The 16,464-nt window shown below is 70.9% G+C and carries 11 protein-coding genes; 5 read left to right on the top strand and 6 right to left on the bottom strand.

Annotated features, from left to right (window positions below; translation table 11 throughout):
• Position 1 precedes the first annotated feature (1 nt).
• The 3 genes from yihA to FV227_RS02515 all read left to right on the top strand — a co-directional run bounded on the left by yihA (position 2) and on the right by FV227_RS02515 (position 1,652).
• Complete coding sequence (yihA, locus tag FV227_RS02505; protein WP_147725875.1) at positions 2–655, top strand: ribosome biogenesis GTP-binding protein YihA/YsxC; 654 nt, start codon at positions 2–4, stop codon at positions 653–655.
• Positions 655–1,029, top strand: a complete 375-nt coding sequence (locus FV227_RS02510; RefSeq protein ID WP_147725876.1) for a DUF423 domain-containing protein — start codon at positions 655–657, stop codon at positions 1,027–1,029. The genes yihA and FV227_RS02510 overlap by 1 nt, the downstream gene beginning before the upstream one ends.
• A gap of 65 nt (positions 1,030–1,094) precedes the next feature.
• Entirely contained in the window at positions 1,095–1,652 is a 558-nt protein-coding gene (locus FV227_RS02515; RefSeq protein WP_147858218.1) for a sugar O-acetyltransferase, read from the top strand.
• A 55-nt stretch (positions 1,653–1,707) separates the two neighbouring features.
• Here FV227_RS02515 and FV227_RS02520 read toward each other — a convergent pair whose 3' ends face one another.
• Positions 1,708–2,370: a metallophosphoesterase family protein gene (locus tag FV227_RS02520; protein WP_147725878.1), complete on the bottom strand. Its 663-nt coding sequence runs from the start codon at positions 2,368–2,370 to the stop codon at positions 1,708–1,710.
• A gap of 225 nt (positions 2,371–2,595) precedes the next feature.
• On the opposite strand from FV227_RS02520, the gene FV227_RS02525 reads away from it, so the two are divergent.
• Positions 2,596–3,003 carry a hypothetical protein gene (locus FV227_RS02525; protein ID WP_147858219.1) on the top strand — a complete coding sequence of 136 codons (408 nt, stop codon included), beginning with the start codon at positions 2,596–2,598 and terminating at the stop codon, positions 3,001–3,003.
• Between the two features lie 58 nt (positions 3,004–3,061).
• On the opposite strand, the gene clpB is transcribed toward FV227_RS02525, so the two are convergent.
• Positions 3,062–5,692, bottom strand: coding sequence for an ATP-dependent chaperone ClpB (gene clpB, locus FV227_RS02530; RefSeq protein WP_147725880.1), 2,631 nt, complete (start codon positions 5,690–5,692; stop codon positions 3,062–3,064).
• Positions 5,693–5,895: 203 nt separating this feature from the next.
• Here clpB and FV227_RS02535 point away from each other — a divergent pair, with 203 nt between their 5' ends.
• Positions 5,896–6,666, top strand: coding sequence for an MOSC N-terminal beta barrel domain-containing protein (locus FV227_RS02535; protein WP_147725881.1), 771 nt, complete (start codon positions 5,896–5,898; stop codon positions 6,664–6,666).
• 7 nt (positions 6,667–6,673) lie between these two features.
• On the opposite strand, the gene FV227_RS02540 is transcribed toward FV227_RS02535, so the two are convergent.
• The 4 genes from FV227_RS02540 to FV227_RS02555 form a co-directional block, all read right to left on the bottom strand.
• Positions 6,674–6,919 carry a hypothetical protein gene (locus FV227_RS02540; protein WP_147725882.1) on the bottom strand — a complete coding sequence of 82 codons (246 nt, stop codon included), beginning with the start codon at positions 6,917–6,919 and terminating at the stop codon, positions 6,674–6,676.
• A gap of 173 nt (positions 6,920–7,092) precedes the next feature.
• Positions 7,093–7,302 carry a hypothetical protein gene (locus FV227_RS02545; RefSeq protein ID WP_147725883.1) on the bottom strand — a complete coding sequence of 70 codons (210 nt, stop codon included), beginning with the start codon at positions 7,300–7,302 and terminating at the stop codon, positions 7,093–7,095.
• 276 nt (positions 7,303–7,578) lie between these two features.
• Positions 7,579–8,946, bottom strand: a complete 1,368-nt coding sequence (locus FV227_RS02550; RefSeq protein ID WP_147725884.1) for an aminotransferase class I/II-fold pyridoxal phosphate-dependent enzyme — start codon at positions 8,944–8,946, stop codon at positions 7,579–7,581.
• The gene (locus FV227_RS02555) at positions 8,943–16,364 is read right to left on the bottom strand and encodes a type I polyketide synthase (RefSeq protein ID WP_187274657.1); all 7,422 of its coding nucleotides are present in this window, start codon (positions 16,362–16,364) and stop codon (positions 8,943–8,945) included. Before FV227_RS02555 ends, FV227_RS02550 begins: the two co-directional genes overlap by 4 nt.
• Between the last annotated feature and the right edge of the window lie 100 nt (positions 16,365–16,464).

Consider the following 16,464-nt stretch of genomic DNA (forward strand, 5'->3'; position numbering starts at 1 on the left):
CGTGACACAGCAGGAGCAGGAAGATGCGGCGCTCGCCGAGAGCGGCCGCCTGCTGTTCGCGGGTGCGGCCGACTTCGTCGCGGCGGCGCCCTCGCTCGGGACGCTGCCGGCGATGGACGGCGTCGAGATCGCCTTCGCCGGCCGCTCGAACGTCGGCAAGTCGAGCCTCGTCAACGCGCTGACCGGGCGCAACACGCTGGCCCGCACCTCGCACACGCCGGGGCGGACCCAGCAGCTCAACTTCTTCCGGATCGGCGAGCGCCTGACGCTGGTCGACATGCCGGGCTACGGCTACGCCGCGGTCGGCAAGGAGAAGGTCGAGGCCTGGACCGACCTGATCCACGCCTACCTCAAGGGCCGCGCCAACCTCGCGCGGGTCTTCATGCTGATCGATTCCCGCCATGGGCTGAAGAGCATCGACACCGACGTGCTCGACGGGCTCGACAAGGCCGCCGTGAGCTACCAGATCGTGCTGACCAAGGGCGACGCCCTGAAGAAGCCCGAGATCGACGCGCGCATCGCCGGCATCCAGGCCGCGCTCGCCCGGCGTCCGGCGGCCTATCCGCAGATCCTGCTGACCTCAAGCCGCGACGACCGCGGCGTGCCCGAGCTGCGCGCCGCCGTGGCCCGGCTGATGGCCGAGCGCGGCGCCTGATGCTTGCCGTCAGGGATCGTGCCCTCGTCGCCCTGGCGTGCCTCGCCGGCGGGCTCGGCGTCGCGGCCAGCGCCGCGGCCGCCCACATCCCGGGGGCGGACAGCCTCAAGACCGCGGCGCAGTTCCTGCTGTTCCATGCCCCCGCGATCCTGGCCCTCGCCGGACTCGCCGCCGCCGGCCTGACCCATGCGATCGCCACCCGGATCGCCGCCTGGGCGCTTGTGCTGGGCCTCGCGCTGTTCTCCGGTGACCTCGCGCTTCGCGCGCTTGCTGGGCAGCCGCTGTTTCCGATGGCCGCGCCGTCGGGCGGCATCCTGTTGATGGCGGGCTGGACCCTGGGGGCGATCGCGGCGTTCATCCCGGCCAGGCGTTGAGCCCCTGCCGGGACAGGCGCGGCTTCGACGACCGCTCTCTACGCCAACGGTGACGACGAGGCCCGATGTCGGGATCCGAGAAACAGAAGATGCTCGCGGGCGAGCTCTACCGCGCGGGCGATCCCGAGCTTCGACGGGATGCCGCCGCCAACATGGTATGGCTCGCGCACTACAACACCACGCTGGCGCTGCCGTCGGCCGAGCGGCACGCGCTGCTGGCCGCCCATCTCGGCGGCGTCGGCCCGAAGGCGGTGATCCGGCCGCCATTCCATTGCGACTACGGCTACAACATCACGCTCGGCCCGGAGGCGTTCCTCAACTTCGGCTGCGTGATCCTCGACGTGGTCGCGGTGACGATCGGTGCGTGCACGCAGATCGGGCCGGGCGTCCAGATCCTCACCGCGGACCACCCGCGCGATCCCGAGGCGCGCCGGTCCGGCCTCGAGTTCGGTCGCCCGATCGCGATCGGCGCCAACGTCTGGATCGGCGGGGCCGCCCTGATCCTGCCGGGCGTGACGGTGGGCGACGACGCGATCATCGGTGCCGGCGCCGTCGTGACGCGGGACGTGCCGGCCGGCGCGACGGCGGTCGGCAACCCGGCGCGGGTCGTGACTCTCCGATGATCGGGGGTTTGGGACGACTCGGCCGATCGCTTCGCATGGCGCAGGTCGGAGCCGGTCAGTCCGCCCGGACCTGCAAAAACCTCAGCGCCGGCCCCTGCGCATCCGAGAACACGCCCGCGGTCAACGCTCCGCCATAGACGGCGCCCGTGTCGAGGTTGGTCCGGAACGGGCGAACCTCCGGGTTGCCGCCGGTCTGCGGCGTGTGGCCGTGGACGACGTGGCGGCCGAAATCGTGATCCTCGGCGAGGAACGGCTCGCGGATCCAGAGGCGGTCCTGCACCTCGGCGGTCTCCGGGTCGGACCCCGGCCTGAAGCCGGCATGGACGAACCAGCGGCGGGCATCCGCGTGGACGGTCTGCAGCCCTTCGATCCAGTCGAGCACGTCGCCGGGGATCGCGGCCGCCTCGTCCACGCCGAACGAGGCCAGCGTCTCCGCGCCGCCGTTGCGCAGCCACAGCGCGTCGGCCCCCGGGGTCGTCAGTGCGGAGAGCAGCATCGCCTCGTGGTTGCCCATCAGGCAGGCGACGCGCCCGGGATCGCTCCAGTGCAGGCGGCTGACCGTCTGCAGCACCCGCGCGCTGTCCGGGCCACGGTCGATGTAGTCGCCCAGGAAGACGAGGCGATAGGGCTCGCCCGCCGCATGGGCCTCGATGCGGGCGAGCAGGGCGTCGAGCAGGTCGGCGCAGCCGTGGATGTCGCCGATGGCGTAGGTCAGCATGTCAGCCGGATCGTTCCGTCGGTAGAAGGCCAGAAGCGCCGCGGACGGCGCGCGCGTCGCCGACGGCCAGAATGCACGGTTTGCCGCCCCGCACCACTCCGCCTGCCGGCGTCGCATTTCTCTCTACGCTGAGATCGCGGATGCCACGAAGCTCCCGATGTCATGGGCTTTCCAATAATCATGATGTCGTGCGAAGTGATTGCGGTTTCGATTCGGAGACTCAAGATGAAACGCGTAATTGCATTTCTTCTGGCGACTTTTTACCTTGGCGTGTCTTCACATATCGCCTACGCACAATTCCTGACTGACCAGGAGCGCGTCGTCACGTCCGGCCAGAGCCAGAAGATCGCTTGGCGCATTTACCTCGATCCGGCCTGCCACTCGATGGGCGCCGGGTCGCTCGGCCTCATCGATCCGCCGCGGCTCGGCAGCGTCACGGTCCGTCAGGGCCGGGAATATCCGAGCTTCGGCTTCTACAATCCGCGATCGCTGTGCAACACGCGGAAGGTGCCGGCGACGCAGCTGATCTACAGCACCGCCCCGGGAACGGTCGGTGAGGACAGCTTCACGGTCGAGTACATCGGGCCGCTCGGCAATCCGTTGCGGCAGCGATACCACGTCGTCGTGCGCTGAGCGCAGCGTTTCACGAGAACTGCGGCGCACCGGTTCGAAACCGATGCGCCGCGCGAGGTCAGTTCAGCGTCACGTTGGCCGGCCGCCGCCGCGGCGCTGTCGCGGTGCCGGCGATGACGAGGCCGTCCGGCCCCACCGCCACCGGCACGCTCTCGCCGTCGTGGATCTTGCCCGACAGCAGCAGCTCCGCCAGCGGGTCCTGCACCGTCTTCTGGATCACCCGCTTCAACGGCCGCGCCCCGTAGGCCGGGTCGTAGCCGCGGTCGGCGAGCCAGGCGCGCGCCTCGGCGTCGACGTCGAGGACGATCTTGCGCTCCTCCAGCAGCTTCTGGAGGCGGACGAGCTGGATGTCGACGATGGCGCCCATCTCCGCCCGCTTGAGCCGGTGGAACAGGATGATCTCGTCGATCCGGTTCAGGAACTCCGGCCGGAAGTGGCTTCGCACCACGCCCATCACGTCGTCCCGCACCGCGTCGGTGTCCTCGCCCTCGCTCTGCGCCACCAGATACTCGGCCCCGAGGTTCGAGGTCATGATCAGCAGCGTGTTGCGGAAGTCGACCGTCCGCCCCTGCCCGTCGGTCAGGCGCCCGTCGTCGAGAACCTGCAGCAGGACGTTGAACACGTCCGGATGCGCCTTCTCGATCTCGTCGAACAGCACGACCTGATACGGCCGGCGCCGCACCGCCTCGGTCAGCGCGCCGCCCTCCTCGTAGCCGACATAGCCGGGGGGCGCGCCGATCAGCCGGGCCACGGAGTGCTTCTCCATGTATTCCGACATGTCGATGCGCACCAACGCGGTGTCGTCATCGAACAGGAAGCTGGCGAGCGCCTTTGTCAGCTCGGTCTTGCCGACGCCGGTCGGCCCGAGGAACATGAACGAGCCGATCGGCCGGTTCGGGTCCTGCAGGCCGGCGCGCGCGCGGCGCACCGCGGTCGAGACCGCTTCCACCGCTTCGCGCTGGCCGACGACGCGCCTGCCGATCGCGTCCTCCATCGCGAGCAGCTTGTCGCGCTCGCCCTCCAGCATCTTGTCCACCGGCACGCCGGTCCAGCGCGAGACCACGCCCGCGATGTGGGCCGGCGTCACCGCCTCCTCGACCATGCCGTCGCGCGCGACCGCGCTCTCGGCCGCGGCCTCGATCTCGGCGAGCCGCTTCTCCAGCCCCGGGATCACGCCGTAGGCAAGCTCGCCCGCGCGCTGGTACTGACCCTGGCGCTGGGCGGAGGCCAGCTCGTTGCGCGCCTCGTCGAGCTTCTTCTTGAGCTCGGCGGCGGCGCCGAGCTTGTCCTTCTCCGCCTTCCAGCGCGAGGTAATGGTGGCGGACTGCTCCTCGAGGTCGGCAAGCTCCTTCTCGAGCCGGGCCAGACGGTCGCGGGAGGCCGAATCGGTTTCCTTCTTCAGCGCCTCGCCCTCGATCTTCAGGCGCACGATCTCGCGGTCGAGGTTGTCCAGCTCCTCGGGCTTCGAATCGACCTGCATGCGCAGGCGCGAGCCGGCCTCGTCCATGAGGTCGATCGCCTTGTCGGGCAGGAAGCGGTCGGTGATGTAGCGGTTCGACAGCGTCGCGGCCGCGACCAAGGCGGAATCCTGGATGCGGACGCCGTGGTGCTGCTCGTACTTCTCCTTGATCCCGCGCAGGATCGAGACCGTATCTTCCACGGTGGGCTCCGAGACGAAGACCGGCTGGAAGCGGCGGGCCAGCGCGGCGTCCTTCTCGACATGCTTGCGGTACTCGTCGAGCGTGGTCGCCCCGACGCAGTGCAGCTCGCCGCGGGCCAGCGCCGGCTTCAGCAGGTTCGAGGCGTCCATCGCCCCGTCGGCCTTTCCGGCGCCGACCAGGGTATGCATCTCGTCGATGAACAGGATGATGCCGCCCGCGGCCGCGGTGACCTCGGAAAGCACGGCCTTCAGCCGCTCCTCGAACTCGCCGCGGAACTTCGCCCCGGCGATGAGCGCGCCGAGGTCGAGGGCGAGAAGGCTCTTCTCCTTCAGGCTCTCGGGCACGTCGCCGTTGACGATGCGCAGGGCCAGCCCCTCGACGATCGCCGTCTTGCCGACGCCGGGCTCGCCGATGAGGACCGGATTGTTCTTGGTGCGCCGGGACAGGACCTGGATCGTGCGGCGGATCTCCTCGTCGCGGCCGATCACCGGGTCGAGCTTGCCCTCGCGCGCGGCTTCGGTGAGGTCGCGGGCGTACTTCTTCAGGGCGTCGTAGGCGTTCTCGGCCGAAGCGTTGTCGGCCGTCCGGCCCTTGCGCAGGGCGTTGATCGCGCCGTTGAGCGAAGCCGGCGTCACGCCGGCGGAGACGAGCGCCTTGCCGGCCTCGGTGTCCTTCTCGACGGCGAGCGCGAGCAGGAGGCGCTCCACGGTGACGTAGGAATCGCCGGCCTTCTCGGCAGCCTTCTCGGCGGTGTCGAACAGGCGCATCAGGTCGCGGGTCGCCTGCGGCTGGCTCGCGTTGCCCGAGACCTTCGGCTGCTTGGCGAGCCACGCCTCGATCTGCGCCAGGGCGACGCGCGACTGGCCGCCGGCCCGGTCGATCAGGCCTGCGCACAGGCCCTCGGGATCGTCGAGCAGCACCTTGAGCAGGTGGCCCGGCTGCAATTGGGGATGGCCCTCGCGCATCGCGAGGTTCTGCGCAGCCTGGACGAAGCCGCGGGCGCGCTCGGTGTATTTTTCGAAGTTCATGCGTTCTTGTTTCCTACCGCTTCGGCCTCCGCCGCCCTGGAAGGCGCGGTGTTGGCCCGAGACGTCGCCTCCCGACGAGGAACCGCCGCGGAAGGCCCCGGCGCCGATGGCCGCCGGTACCGAGGATGTGGTGTTGCAATTGCGCACCACAAGAGGGGGCAGACCCCTTGCATCGATGTGAAGATCCGGGTCACGGTGCCGGCATGACCGCGACGCTCTCCGCCCTCTACCGCTACCCCGTGAAGGGGTGCAGCCCCGAGCCGCTGGAACGGGCGGACCTCGAGACGTCGGGCTACTTCCCGGGCGATCGGCTCTACGCGGTCGAGAACGGCGATTCGGGCTTCGATCCGAACGCACCGCGTCATCAGCCCAAGACGAAGTACCTGATGCTGATGCGCGACGAGGCGCTGACGCGCCTGCGCACCCGCTACGACGACGCCACCGCGACGCTCACCGTCGAGGCCGAAGGCGAGACCGTCAAGGCCAAGCTCGACACCGAAGAGGGCCGGGCGACGCTTGAGGACCTGTTGCGGCGCCTGCTGCCCCACGCCCTGCGCGGCGCGCCGCGGGTGCTGGCGGCGGCGGCGCAGACCGGATACCGCTTCACCGATTCCAGGATCGGCTTCGTCTCGCTGATCAACCTCGCCAGCGTGCGCGCGATCGAGGATTACGTCGGCGCGCCCGTCGATCCGCTGCGCTTTCGCAGCAACCTCTTCGTCGAGGGGCTCGCCCCCTGGGCCGAGTTGGAGATGGTCGGCCGCGTGCTCGAGGCGCCGAGCGGGCTGCGCCTCAAGTTGACCCAGCGCACCGTGCGCTGCGCGGCGACCAACGTCGACCCGGTCAGCGGCGTGCGCGACCTCGACATCCCCTGGGCGATCGATGCGCGTCTCGGCCACCGCGATTGCGGCGTCTATGCCGAGGTGATCGCCGGCGGGACCCTCGCGGTCGGCGACACCCTGACGGCGGTCGGCTGAGCCGCGCTCAGGACGCCCGGCGCACGACGACCACCGGGTCGGCTTCGGTACGCCGGTGCTCGCACGAGACCTTGAGGTAGCGATGGTCGCCGCCGGGGAGCCCGGCCGCGGCGGCCATGGTCTGGGCGTGCATGATGCACTCCATCGGCGTGCGCGCCGGCGAGACGATCACGTCGAGCGCGGTCTCGCGGGAGCAATCCTGGGCCAGCAGCGTCCCGGCGCAGACGAGGGCAACGGACAACAATTCGGACATGACGGACCCCGTGTTCGAGCGATCGACAGGTCCGCGGGGTGCTCAGGCGTTCGAGCCACCGCGTGTTTCTTGTCCGGGCGTTCCTCGTCGTGACGTTTCTCTTGATGACGCTGTGGGGTTTGCAGATGTCGTGCCAGCTCGGCGAGGCCAGCCGCACCTGTGATCTTGCTGCATCAGCCCCGCGCGGCGAGCCAGACCGGCTCGGGCTCGGGGATCGGCATCAGCGCCGCGACCGCGTCGAGATCGACGATGTAGTTGTCGGTCAGCAGACGCCACATCTCGGCCGGAGAGGCGGCCTCACCCTTCAGGCCATCGACCGCCCGCGCGAGCAGGCCGGTATGGGTGAGGGTGGGGCGGGTCAGGAGCGGGTCGGAATGGAGCATCGTCGGCGGTCCCTGGAAGACCTCGTCAACGTTGCAGGTTGTGGTTAAAGGACCGTAAAGCCGACAATCCTCGAATGCTCGGCACAGCGGATCGGCATCGCGTTCGCCGAGGTTCGGAAGCACTCTTCGTCACCGAAAACCGATCGCCCAATCCTAGACTTGTTGATCGACGATCTACAGTCGCTCGATTCAGATCGCGTTGCTTGTATCGATCACTGAAACGGAAAACGCCCGGGCTTCGAACCCGGGCGTCATCGGTCTCGATCGATCGGATCGTCAGCTGCGCTTGGCCAGGAGCTGCTCGATCAGCGAGCCGCCCTTCTCGATGGCGGCGAGCTCCTCGGCGACCGCGGTGACCGTCTCGCGGATCTGCTCGGGCGTGTGCTCCGAGGTCATGAAGAAGCGCAGGCGCGAGGCGCGCTCGGGCACGGCCGGGTGGATGATCGGCTGCACGTTGATCCCGCGCTTGTACAGCCGATCGGACAACGTCACCGACTTCAGCGAATCGCCGACGATCACCGGGATCACCGCGAGCCCCATGCTGGTCCCGGTATCGAGCCCGCGCTTCTTCGCGCAGGCGAGGAACAGGGCGCCGTTCTGGCGCAGGCGCTCGACCCGCTCCGGCTCGTCGTGCATCACCGCGAGCGCGGCCTCGGCGGCGGCCGCGAGCGGCGGGGACATGCCGACGCTGTAGACGAAGCCGCCGGCCGTGCACTTCAGGTACTCGATCAGCGTCGAGGCGCCGCAGATGTAGCCGCCGCAGGCCGAGAGCGTCTTCGAGAAGGTGCCCATCCAGATGTCGACCCGCTTCGGGTCGATGCCGGCATGCTCGAACAGCCCGGCGCCGGTGCGGCCGAGCACGCCGAGCCCGTGGGCGTCGTCGACCATCAGCCAGGCGTTGTAGCGCTCCTTGAGGGCGATGAAGCCGGCGAGGTCCGGCGCGTCGCCGTCCATGCTGTAGAGGCCCTCGATCACGATCAGGGCCCGGCGGTGCTCGTGCCGGGTCGCCTGAAGCAGGGTTTCGAGCGCGTCGAGGTCGTTGTGGGCGAAGGAGCGGCGCTGGGCGCCGGACAGCTGCGCGCCGGTGACGATGCTGTTGTGGATCAGGTTGTCGTGGAAGATCACGTCGCCCGGCTCGAGCAGCGCCCCGATCGTCGTGACGTTGGTGGCGTGCCCGCTCACCATCACCACGCAGGCCTCGGTCTGGTAATGCGCGGCCAGCGCCTTCTCCAGGCTGAGGTGGCCCGGCCGCTCGCCGGCCACGACGCGGCTCGCCGACGACGAGGTGCCGAACTCGGCGATCGCCGCGCGGGCGGCATCCGAGATGCGCGGGTGGCCGTTGAGGCCGAGGTAGTCATAGGACGAGAAGTTGACGAAGGACCGCCCGGCGATGCGGGTGGTCGCGCCGGCCTTGGTCTCGTGGACGTGGAAGAACGGGTTGTCGAGACCGATCAGCTCGGCGGCCGAGCGCTGCAGCCGCAGCTCGCGGTAGCCGGGCAGGCTCGCGAAATCCTGCACCGAGGGATCGCCGACCTTCTCCGGCGCGCGGAGCGCGGTCGGCCGGGGCGCGTTGCGTCCCAGCCGGTTCGTCACGAAGCCCGCGAGCGCGGCGCGCCCCCCATCCGGCCGTGGCGATTGCGTCATGACAGGATCTCTTTGCTCTCGAGGCTCTTCTTCTCGACGAGATCCTGGAACGGCTGGAGCACCGCCGCATCGACCTCGCTGCCGACGTGCCTCGAAGCGAGGCTCAGGGCGACCCCGGCGGCCTCGTCCATCGGCGCCGAAACCGCCTGAATTAAGGACTCCGACAGCTCGTTGACGGTCATCCCAGAGGACAGGCCCGCCGGCGGCGAATCGAGGCCGAAGCGCTCCTGCAGGCTGGCGCCGAGCTCGACGCCCATCAGCGAGTCGAGGCCGATCTCGGAGAGCTGGCGCACGCGGCTGATGTCGTCCTTCGGCAGGCGCAGGATGCGGGCGATGTCCTCGACGATCGCGTCGGACACGGTCTTGCGCACCGCGTCGATGTCGTGGCCCTTGAGCAGCGTGCCGATGCTGATCGCGGCGACAGCGCCGGCCTCCATCTGCTGGTCGGAGCCGAGGTCGTCGTAGCTCGGCGAGCGCATGGTCGCGAGGCGCTCGCGCGTCTTGCCCCAATGCATCGAGGCGATGGCGAGCACCGCGTCGTCGGGCGCCGAGCCCTGGGCGCCCAGCGCATCGGCCATGAGGTCGAGGCAGCGGCGGGCCTCCATCGGCGTCACGCCGACGCGGCCGGCGAGCCCTTCCATCACCGTCTTGTTGCGGGCGAGCATGCCGACGTCGCCGATCGCGCCCCAGGCGACGGCCAGCGCCGGCAGCCCCCGGCGGCGGCGCTGGCGGGCCAGCCCCTCCATGAAGCCGTTGGCCGCGACGTAGGCGCCCTGGCCGGGATTGCCGATGAAGGTCGTGGCCGAGGAGAACACCACGAAGTAGTCGAGCGCACGGTCGCGCGTCGCGGCGTCGAGGTTCTGGGCGCCGATCACCTTGGGGCCGATCACCGCGTCGAGCGCGGCGGCGTCCAGGTTGGCGATCAGGCCGTCCTGCAGCACGGCGGCCGCATGGATCACGCCGGCGAGCTTGCGGCCCGACGCCTCGATCCCGGCGAGCAATGCATCCACCGCGACGCGGTTGGTGATGTCGCACGGCGTGGCCGCGACCGTCACGCCGCGGGCGGTCAGGTCGGCGACGACGGCCTTGGCCTCGTCGGACTCGGCGCCCTTGCGGCCGACGAGGAGGAGGTTCTTCGCGCCGCGTTCGGCGAGCCAGCGGGCCGCCACGCCACCGAAGCCGCCGAGGCCGCCGGTGATCAGGTGGACGCCGTCGGTCGAGACCGTGAAGGGCGTGTTGCGGGCGGTGAGCACGCGGCCGGGCTTCGGTGGCGCGATCACGATCTTCCCGACGTGTCCCGATTGCTGCATCAGCCGGAACGCATCCGAGGTCTCGTCGGCGGTGAACGGCTGGTAGGGCAGGGGCTTGAGGCCGCCGTCGTTGAACAGGGCCATCACCTCGCGGAACATCCGTGCGCCGTCGTCGCCCTGGTGCTGCAGCACCTGGTCGAGGTCGACGCCGAAGTAGCTCAGGTTCCGCCGGAACGGACGCAGGCCGATATGGGTGTTGGCGACGTAGTCGCGCTTGCCCAGCTCGATGAACCGGCCGAACGGCTTCAGCGCGTTGAGCGAGCGCTCCATCGCCTCGCCGAACAGGCTGTTCAGGACCACGTCGACGCCGGTGCCGGTGAGCGCGCGGATATCGTCGACGAAGGCGAGCGAGCGCGAGTCGAGCACGTGCTCGGCGCCGAGCGCCTTCACCAGCGCACGCTTCTCGCGCGAGCCGGCGGTGGCGATGACGCGGGCGCCCTTGAGCTTGGCGATCTGCAGGGCGGCGAGGCCGACGCCGCCGGCACCGCCGTGGACCAGCACCCATTCGCCGCGGCGCAGCCGGGCGCAGGAGACCAGCCCGTAATAGGCGGTGAGGAAGGCGACCGGCACGGTCGCCGCCGCCATCGGATCGAGGCCGGCGGGCGAAGGCGCGACGACCAGCTCGGGCACGACGATGTGGGTCGAGAAGCCGGACTGCGCGAAGGCCACGACCGGATCGCCGACCTTGAAGGCCTGGACGCCGGCACCGACCGCGACGACGCGGCCGGCGCATTCGAGGCCGAGGCGGGGGCCGGCGAAGCCGTCCTCCAGGATCTCCTCGGGCAGCATCGAGAGCGCCCAGAGCACGTCGCGGAAGTTCAGGCCGGTCGCCTCGACGGCGATCTCGACCTCGCCGGCACCCGGCGCGCGGCGGATCGCCGGCCCCCAGACCATCTCGTTGAGGCCGCCGGTGTTGCTGCGCTCCAGGCGGGCGGCCTCGGCCGGCACCGCCTCGGGATCGATCCGCCGGAGCGTGTGACCGGGACGGAAGCGGATCACCCGGGTGCGGTCGTCGTCCAGGACGATCTCGGTCTCTTGCGTGCCCGAGAGGATCAGGTCGCGCAGGCGCTCGGCCGCGCGCTTCGAGCCGATCTCGGGGGCGAGGTCGATGCGGCGCACGTCGAGCGTCGCGATCTCGTTGGCCAGCGTGCGCGAGAACGCCCAGACCCCGGCCTCGACGGACGCGGCCTGCCCGCCGCCGTCGCGGGTCGCGCCGGGCGAGACCACCCAGAGCTTGGTCTGGCGCGCGCCGAGATGCTCGGTGCAGCGCTTCAGGCTAAGGCAGCGTTCGCGCAACCGCGCCGCGGCATCGCCGCCGCGGGTGAAGGCGCCGGCCAGGAACACCACCGTGTCCGGGGTCTCGCGCTCCAGCTCCAGCAGCGAGGCCTCGGAGTCGAGGATGATCGAGACGTGCACGCCGGCGGCGACGAGCAGGGTCGCGAGCGACGAGGCGGTCTCGGCGGCGAACTCGTCGTCCGAGCCGATGACGAAGGCGAAGGTCTGCGCGGCGGCCTTGCCGGGCCGGGGCGGCGCTTCGGCGACGAGCAGGAGGTCGTCGCCGTTGACCGAGGCGGCGCGGTCGACCGCGACGCTGACGAGGCCGGTGGCGCTGAGGGTGCGCTGCCAGCCCGGGATGTCGTCGAGGCGGCCGACCGGCATGTCGCCGAGCCCGGCCTCGAACCAGCCGGGGATCAGGCCGAAGACGAGGTCGCGGAACAGCGAGGCGCCGGGCTCGACCGCGAGCAGCAGGCCGCCGGTGGCGAGCGCGTTGGCCAGCCGCTGCGGCAGGTCGCGTTCGCCGCGATGCAACGCGCCGCTGGCTAGGATCAGGTCGAAGCCGGCCGCCGGAAGGTCCTCGGCGGCCTCGATCACCGCGACGCCGCGGGGGAGGGCGAGGCGGGCGCGCTCCGCAAGGCGCCGGTCGGTGTCGAACACCGTGAGGCGCGCCTCGGCGGATTCGGCGAAGGCCGCGACCTGGGCGGACAACGGCCCGAAGCCGACCTGGAGCAGGCGGAGCGCCCGGTCCTTCGGCAGCATGCCGCCGCAGGCCTCGGCGATCCCGGCGACGACGTCGGCCGAGGCGCGGGCGGTGGCGCTGCGCAGGGTGAACGCGTCGAGCGCGTTCTGCGGCAGGCTCGGAGCCTCGGTGAGGGTGCCGGCGAGCAGGCGGTCGACCAGGGCGCCGACATCGGCCAGCAGGACCAGCTCGGCCGACAGCTCGGGATGGTCGGCCGCGATCCAGCGCATGATCTCGGTCGGCGCCGGCAGCGCGTCGCCGTCGCCGAGACGCCAGACGTCGCCATCCTGCTCGGCGAGCCCGCTGCTTTCGAGGGCGTAGAGCGCGTTGACGAGCCACGGGCGCATCTCGTCCGGGACGCGCGCGTCGATCGCGACGGTGGCGCCCTGCTTCAGGCCGGAGGCGAGGCGGTAGGCGAGCGAGGTCGCCCAGCCCTCGAGCAGGAGATGCCCGGGCGAGAGCGGGGCGCCGGATGCGGCGCGGGCAGCCTTGGCGGCCGGCTTCAACAGCGCGGCGATGCTCGACCGGCGGTCCATCGCGATCGCGGTCGGCTCGGTCGCGAGTTCCGCCGCTTGCGTGATCGCGTAGGCGGCGAGGTCGCCGCCGCCCTTGGCGCGCAGCGCCTGGAAGCGGCCCTCGCGGATGGTGGCGACGACCTCGCCCTCGGCGTCGAGGATGGTGAAGTCGGCCAGGATCGAGCGCTCGTTGCAGCGCCGGGTCCGGATGACGGCCCGCGCGATCGTGGCGCCGGGGCGCAGCAGCCGGACCTCGCCGAAGCGCACCGGGATGTAGGCCTTGCCGGCATTCTCGCCGAGCAGGTCGGCGAACAGCAGGATCAGCCCGTGGAAGCAGGCGTCGAGGCGGGCCGGCACGAGGCCGTAGCGCGGGTCGGCCTCGGCGGGAACGAGGTCGGAGACGATGGTGACGTCGTCGATCCGGGCGCTCGCCGCGACCTGGCGGAAGCTCGGGCCGAAGCCGAGACCGGCCGCCTCGGCGCGCAGGTAGAGCTCGTCGCCGGTGAGCACGTCCTCGGACGGCATCTCGACGTCGGGCCGCACCGGCGGCGCGAAGGTGCCTTCGACGATCTTGGCCGAGGCATGCAGCTGCCACGGCGACGGGGTGAGCCGCGGGCGGCTCAGGACCTGAACCGCGTTGCCGGAGCCCGACATCCGCACCGCGACCTCGCGCAGGGCCTCCTCGCCGAACACCATCGGGGAGTGGATCTCGAACTCGGCGAGCACGACGTGGTCGCTGCGCAGGGCCTCGCGCACGGCGGCCAGGGCCATCTCGACGAAGCCGGCGCCCGGCATGATCGCCTGGCCCTCGATGCGGTGGTCGTCGAGCTCGGGGATCGTGGCGATGTCGGCGAAGCCGTGCCATTCCAGGCCGTCGACCTGGACGCGCGAGCCGATGAGCGGGTGGTACACGCGCGGGGTCGCCGCACCCAGGCTTTCGGTGGTGTCGCCGAGGCGGAAGGGGCGGCGCTGCCAGGGATAGGCCGGCAGGTTCAGGGCGCCGGCCGGCGCGTCGCCGAAGACGGTCCGCTCGTCCACGGCCGCGCCCTGGACCAGGGCGGCCGCCAGCGCGCGGGCGATCGGATCGCCGCCGCTGGCCTTCTTGTGCATCACGCCGACGGTGGCGTTGTCGATGCCGAGCGGCTCGATCGCGTCGCCGATATGCGACATCAGCGTCGCGCGCGGGCCGACCTCGACGAAGATGCGGGCGCCCTGGCGGGTCGCCTCCTGCACCGCCTCGCAGAAGCGCACCGGCTCGCGGATGTTGCGCCACCAGTAGGTGCCGCCGAACTGGCCGCCGTCGAGCACCGCGCCGGTCACCGTCGAGACCATCGCGGTGGTTCCGGGCGACGGCTTCAGGCCGGCGAGGTCGCGCAGCAGCGGCTTCTCGGTCGGGTCCATGAACCGGCCGTGGAAGGCGTAGTCGAGGTCGAGCTTGCGCCCGCGCCGGCGCTTGCGCGACAGCGCCTTGAGCGCGGCGTCGATCGCGGCGACGGGCCCGGCCACGGTGACGGCCTTGGGGCTGTTGTAGGCGGCGATGTCGAGGGTCGGGTAATCCTCGAGGAAGCCCTCGACCTCCTCGGCCGGCATCAGCAGCACCGCCATGGTGCCCTGGCCGCGCGTCGTCTCTTGATGATGGCTGCGGTAGAAGATGACCCTCACCGCCTGCTCGAGGCTGAGGATCCCGGCAGCCTCCGCCGCGGCGATCTCGCCGACGCTGTGCCCGAGCACGAATTTCGGCGCGAGGCCGGCCGCGCGGAGGGCGGTGGTCGAGGCGCTCTGGATCGCGAAGATCAGCGGCTGCGAGACGCTGGTCAGTGCCAGGCGCTCGTCGAGGTCCTCGGCGTCCAAAGCCGCCTTGAGCGACCATTTCGAGTAGGCGGCGAACAGCGTGTCGATCCGGTCGAAGGCCGCGCGGAACACCGCGTTCTCGGCATAGGCCTCGCGGCCCATCCCGGCCCACTGGCTGCCGTTGCCGGAATAGACGAAGGCGACGTCGGCCGCCCGGTCGATCGCGGTGCCGGTGAGCGCGACGGCCGAGTCCTCGGCCTCGCCGATGGCACGGAGCTCGGCGGCGATGTCGGCCTTGCCGTCGAGGGTGATCGCGAGGCGGGACGGCAGGCGCTCCCGACGATGCGCGGCGCCGGCCGCGATCCGATCGGCCTCGGCAGGGCCCGCGGCGTCGAAGCGATCGGCATAGTCGAGGGCGAGCTCGTTGAGGGCGGCGCGGCTCTGGGCCGAGAGCAGCAGCACCTCGGGCGCGCGGGCCGCGGAGGCCGGCGTGGCCACCGGGGCCGGATCGGTCAGCACGACGTGGGCGTTGGTGCCGCCGAAGCCGAAGGAGTTCACGCCGGCGAAGCGCTGACGCGCGCCGCGCGGAATCGCCAGCGCCGTCTGCACCACGTGCAGGTTCATCTCGGCGAAGGGGATGTCGGGGTTGAGCTCGGCCGAGTGCAGCGACGGCGGCACCAGGTCGTGCTCGAGGGCGAGGCTCGCCTTGAGCAGGCCGGCGAGGCCGGAGACCGGCTCGGTGTGCCCGATGTTGGTCTTGATCGAGCCGATCGGCAGCGGGCTTTTGCGGCCCTTGCCGATCTTGCCGCCGATGGCGGAGGCCTCGATCGGGTCGCCCACCGGCGTGCCGGTGCCGTGGGCCTCCATGAAGGCCATATCGTCGAGGTCGATCTCGGCCTCGCGGTAGACCTGCTCCAGCAGCGCGCCCTGCGCGTAGCCCGACGGCAGCGAGATGCCGGTGGTGCGCCCGTCCGAGTTGACGCCGGACGCGGCGATCACGCCGCGCACGGTCGAGCCCCCGCGCCGCGCGGCCTCTGCCGATTGCAGCACGAGCACCACGCCGCCCTCCGAGCGGACGTAGCCGTCGGCGGAGGCCGAGAAGGCCTGGCACAGCCCGGTGCGCGACAGCATCTGCGCATTGGAGAAGCAGATGAAGTTGAAGGGGCTCGCCAGCACGTTGACGCCGGCCACGACCGCGGTGTCGACGCGGCCGGACCGGATCGCGGCGACCGCGTTGTCGAGGGCGACCAGGGAGGACGAGCAGGCGGTGTCGACGGTGAAGCTCGGACCCTTGAGGTCGAAGATGTACGAGATCCGGTTCGACAGGATCGAGAGCGTGTTGCCGGTCGCCGCGTAGGCGTCGCCCGACGGCACGTCGAGGATGCGCAGGTTGCCGTAATCGAGCGACGAGGCGCCGACGTACACTCCGATCGGGCTGCCGGCGACGCTCGAGGGGCGCATGCCCGCATCTTCCAGCGCTTCCCAAGTCAGCTCGAGCAGGAGCCGCTGCTGCGGATCCATCTGCTCGGCCTCGCGCGGCGAGATGCCGAACACCGCCGGGTCGAACGACCAGATGTCGTCGAGGACGCCGGCGGCCCAGGTGTAGCTCTTGCCGCGCTCCTGCGCCCGCGGATGCCCGAAGCGGTCCAGGGACCAGCGGTCCCCGGGAATGCGGCCGACGGCGCAGCGCGCCTCCGTCAGGAGCTGCCAGAGACCGTCGACGCTCGGCGCGCCGGGGAGCCGGCAGGCGCGACCGACGATCGCGATGTCAGTACGTTGTGTCACGTTTGATTCGCACACGCTCGTTAACGGAAAACGGTTCAGTCGCCGGCAAGACAGCCCCCGGGCCGATGCTTAGTATGGCGCTAAATCGCTGTCCAACCTG

The sequence above is a fragment of the Methylobacterium sp. WL119 genome (assembly GCF_008039875.1).
Lineage (GTDB): Bacteria > Pseudomonadota > Alphaproteobacteria > Rhizobiales > Beijerinckiaceae > Methylobacterium.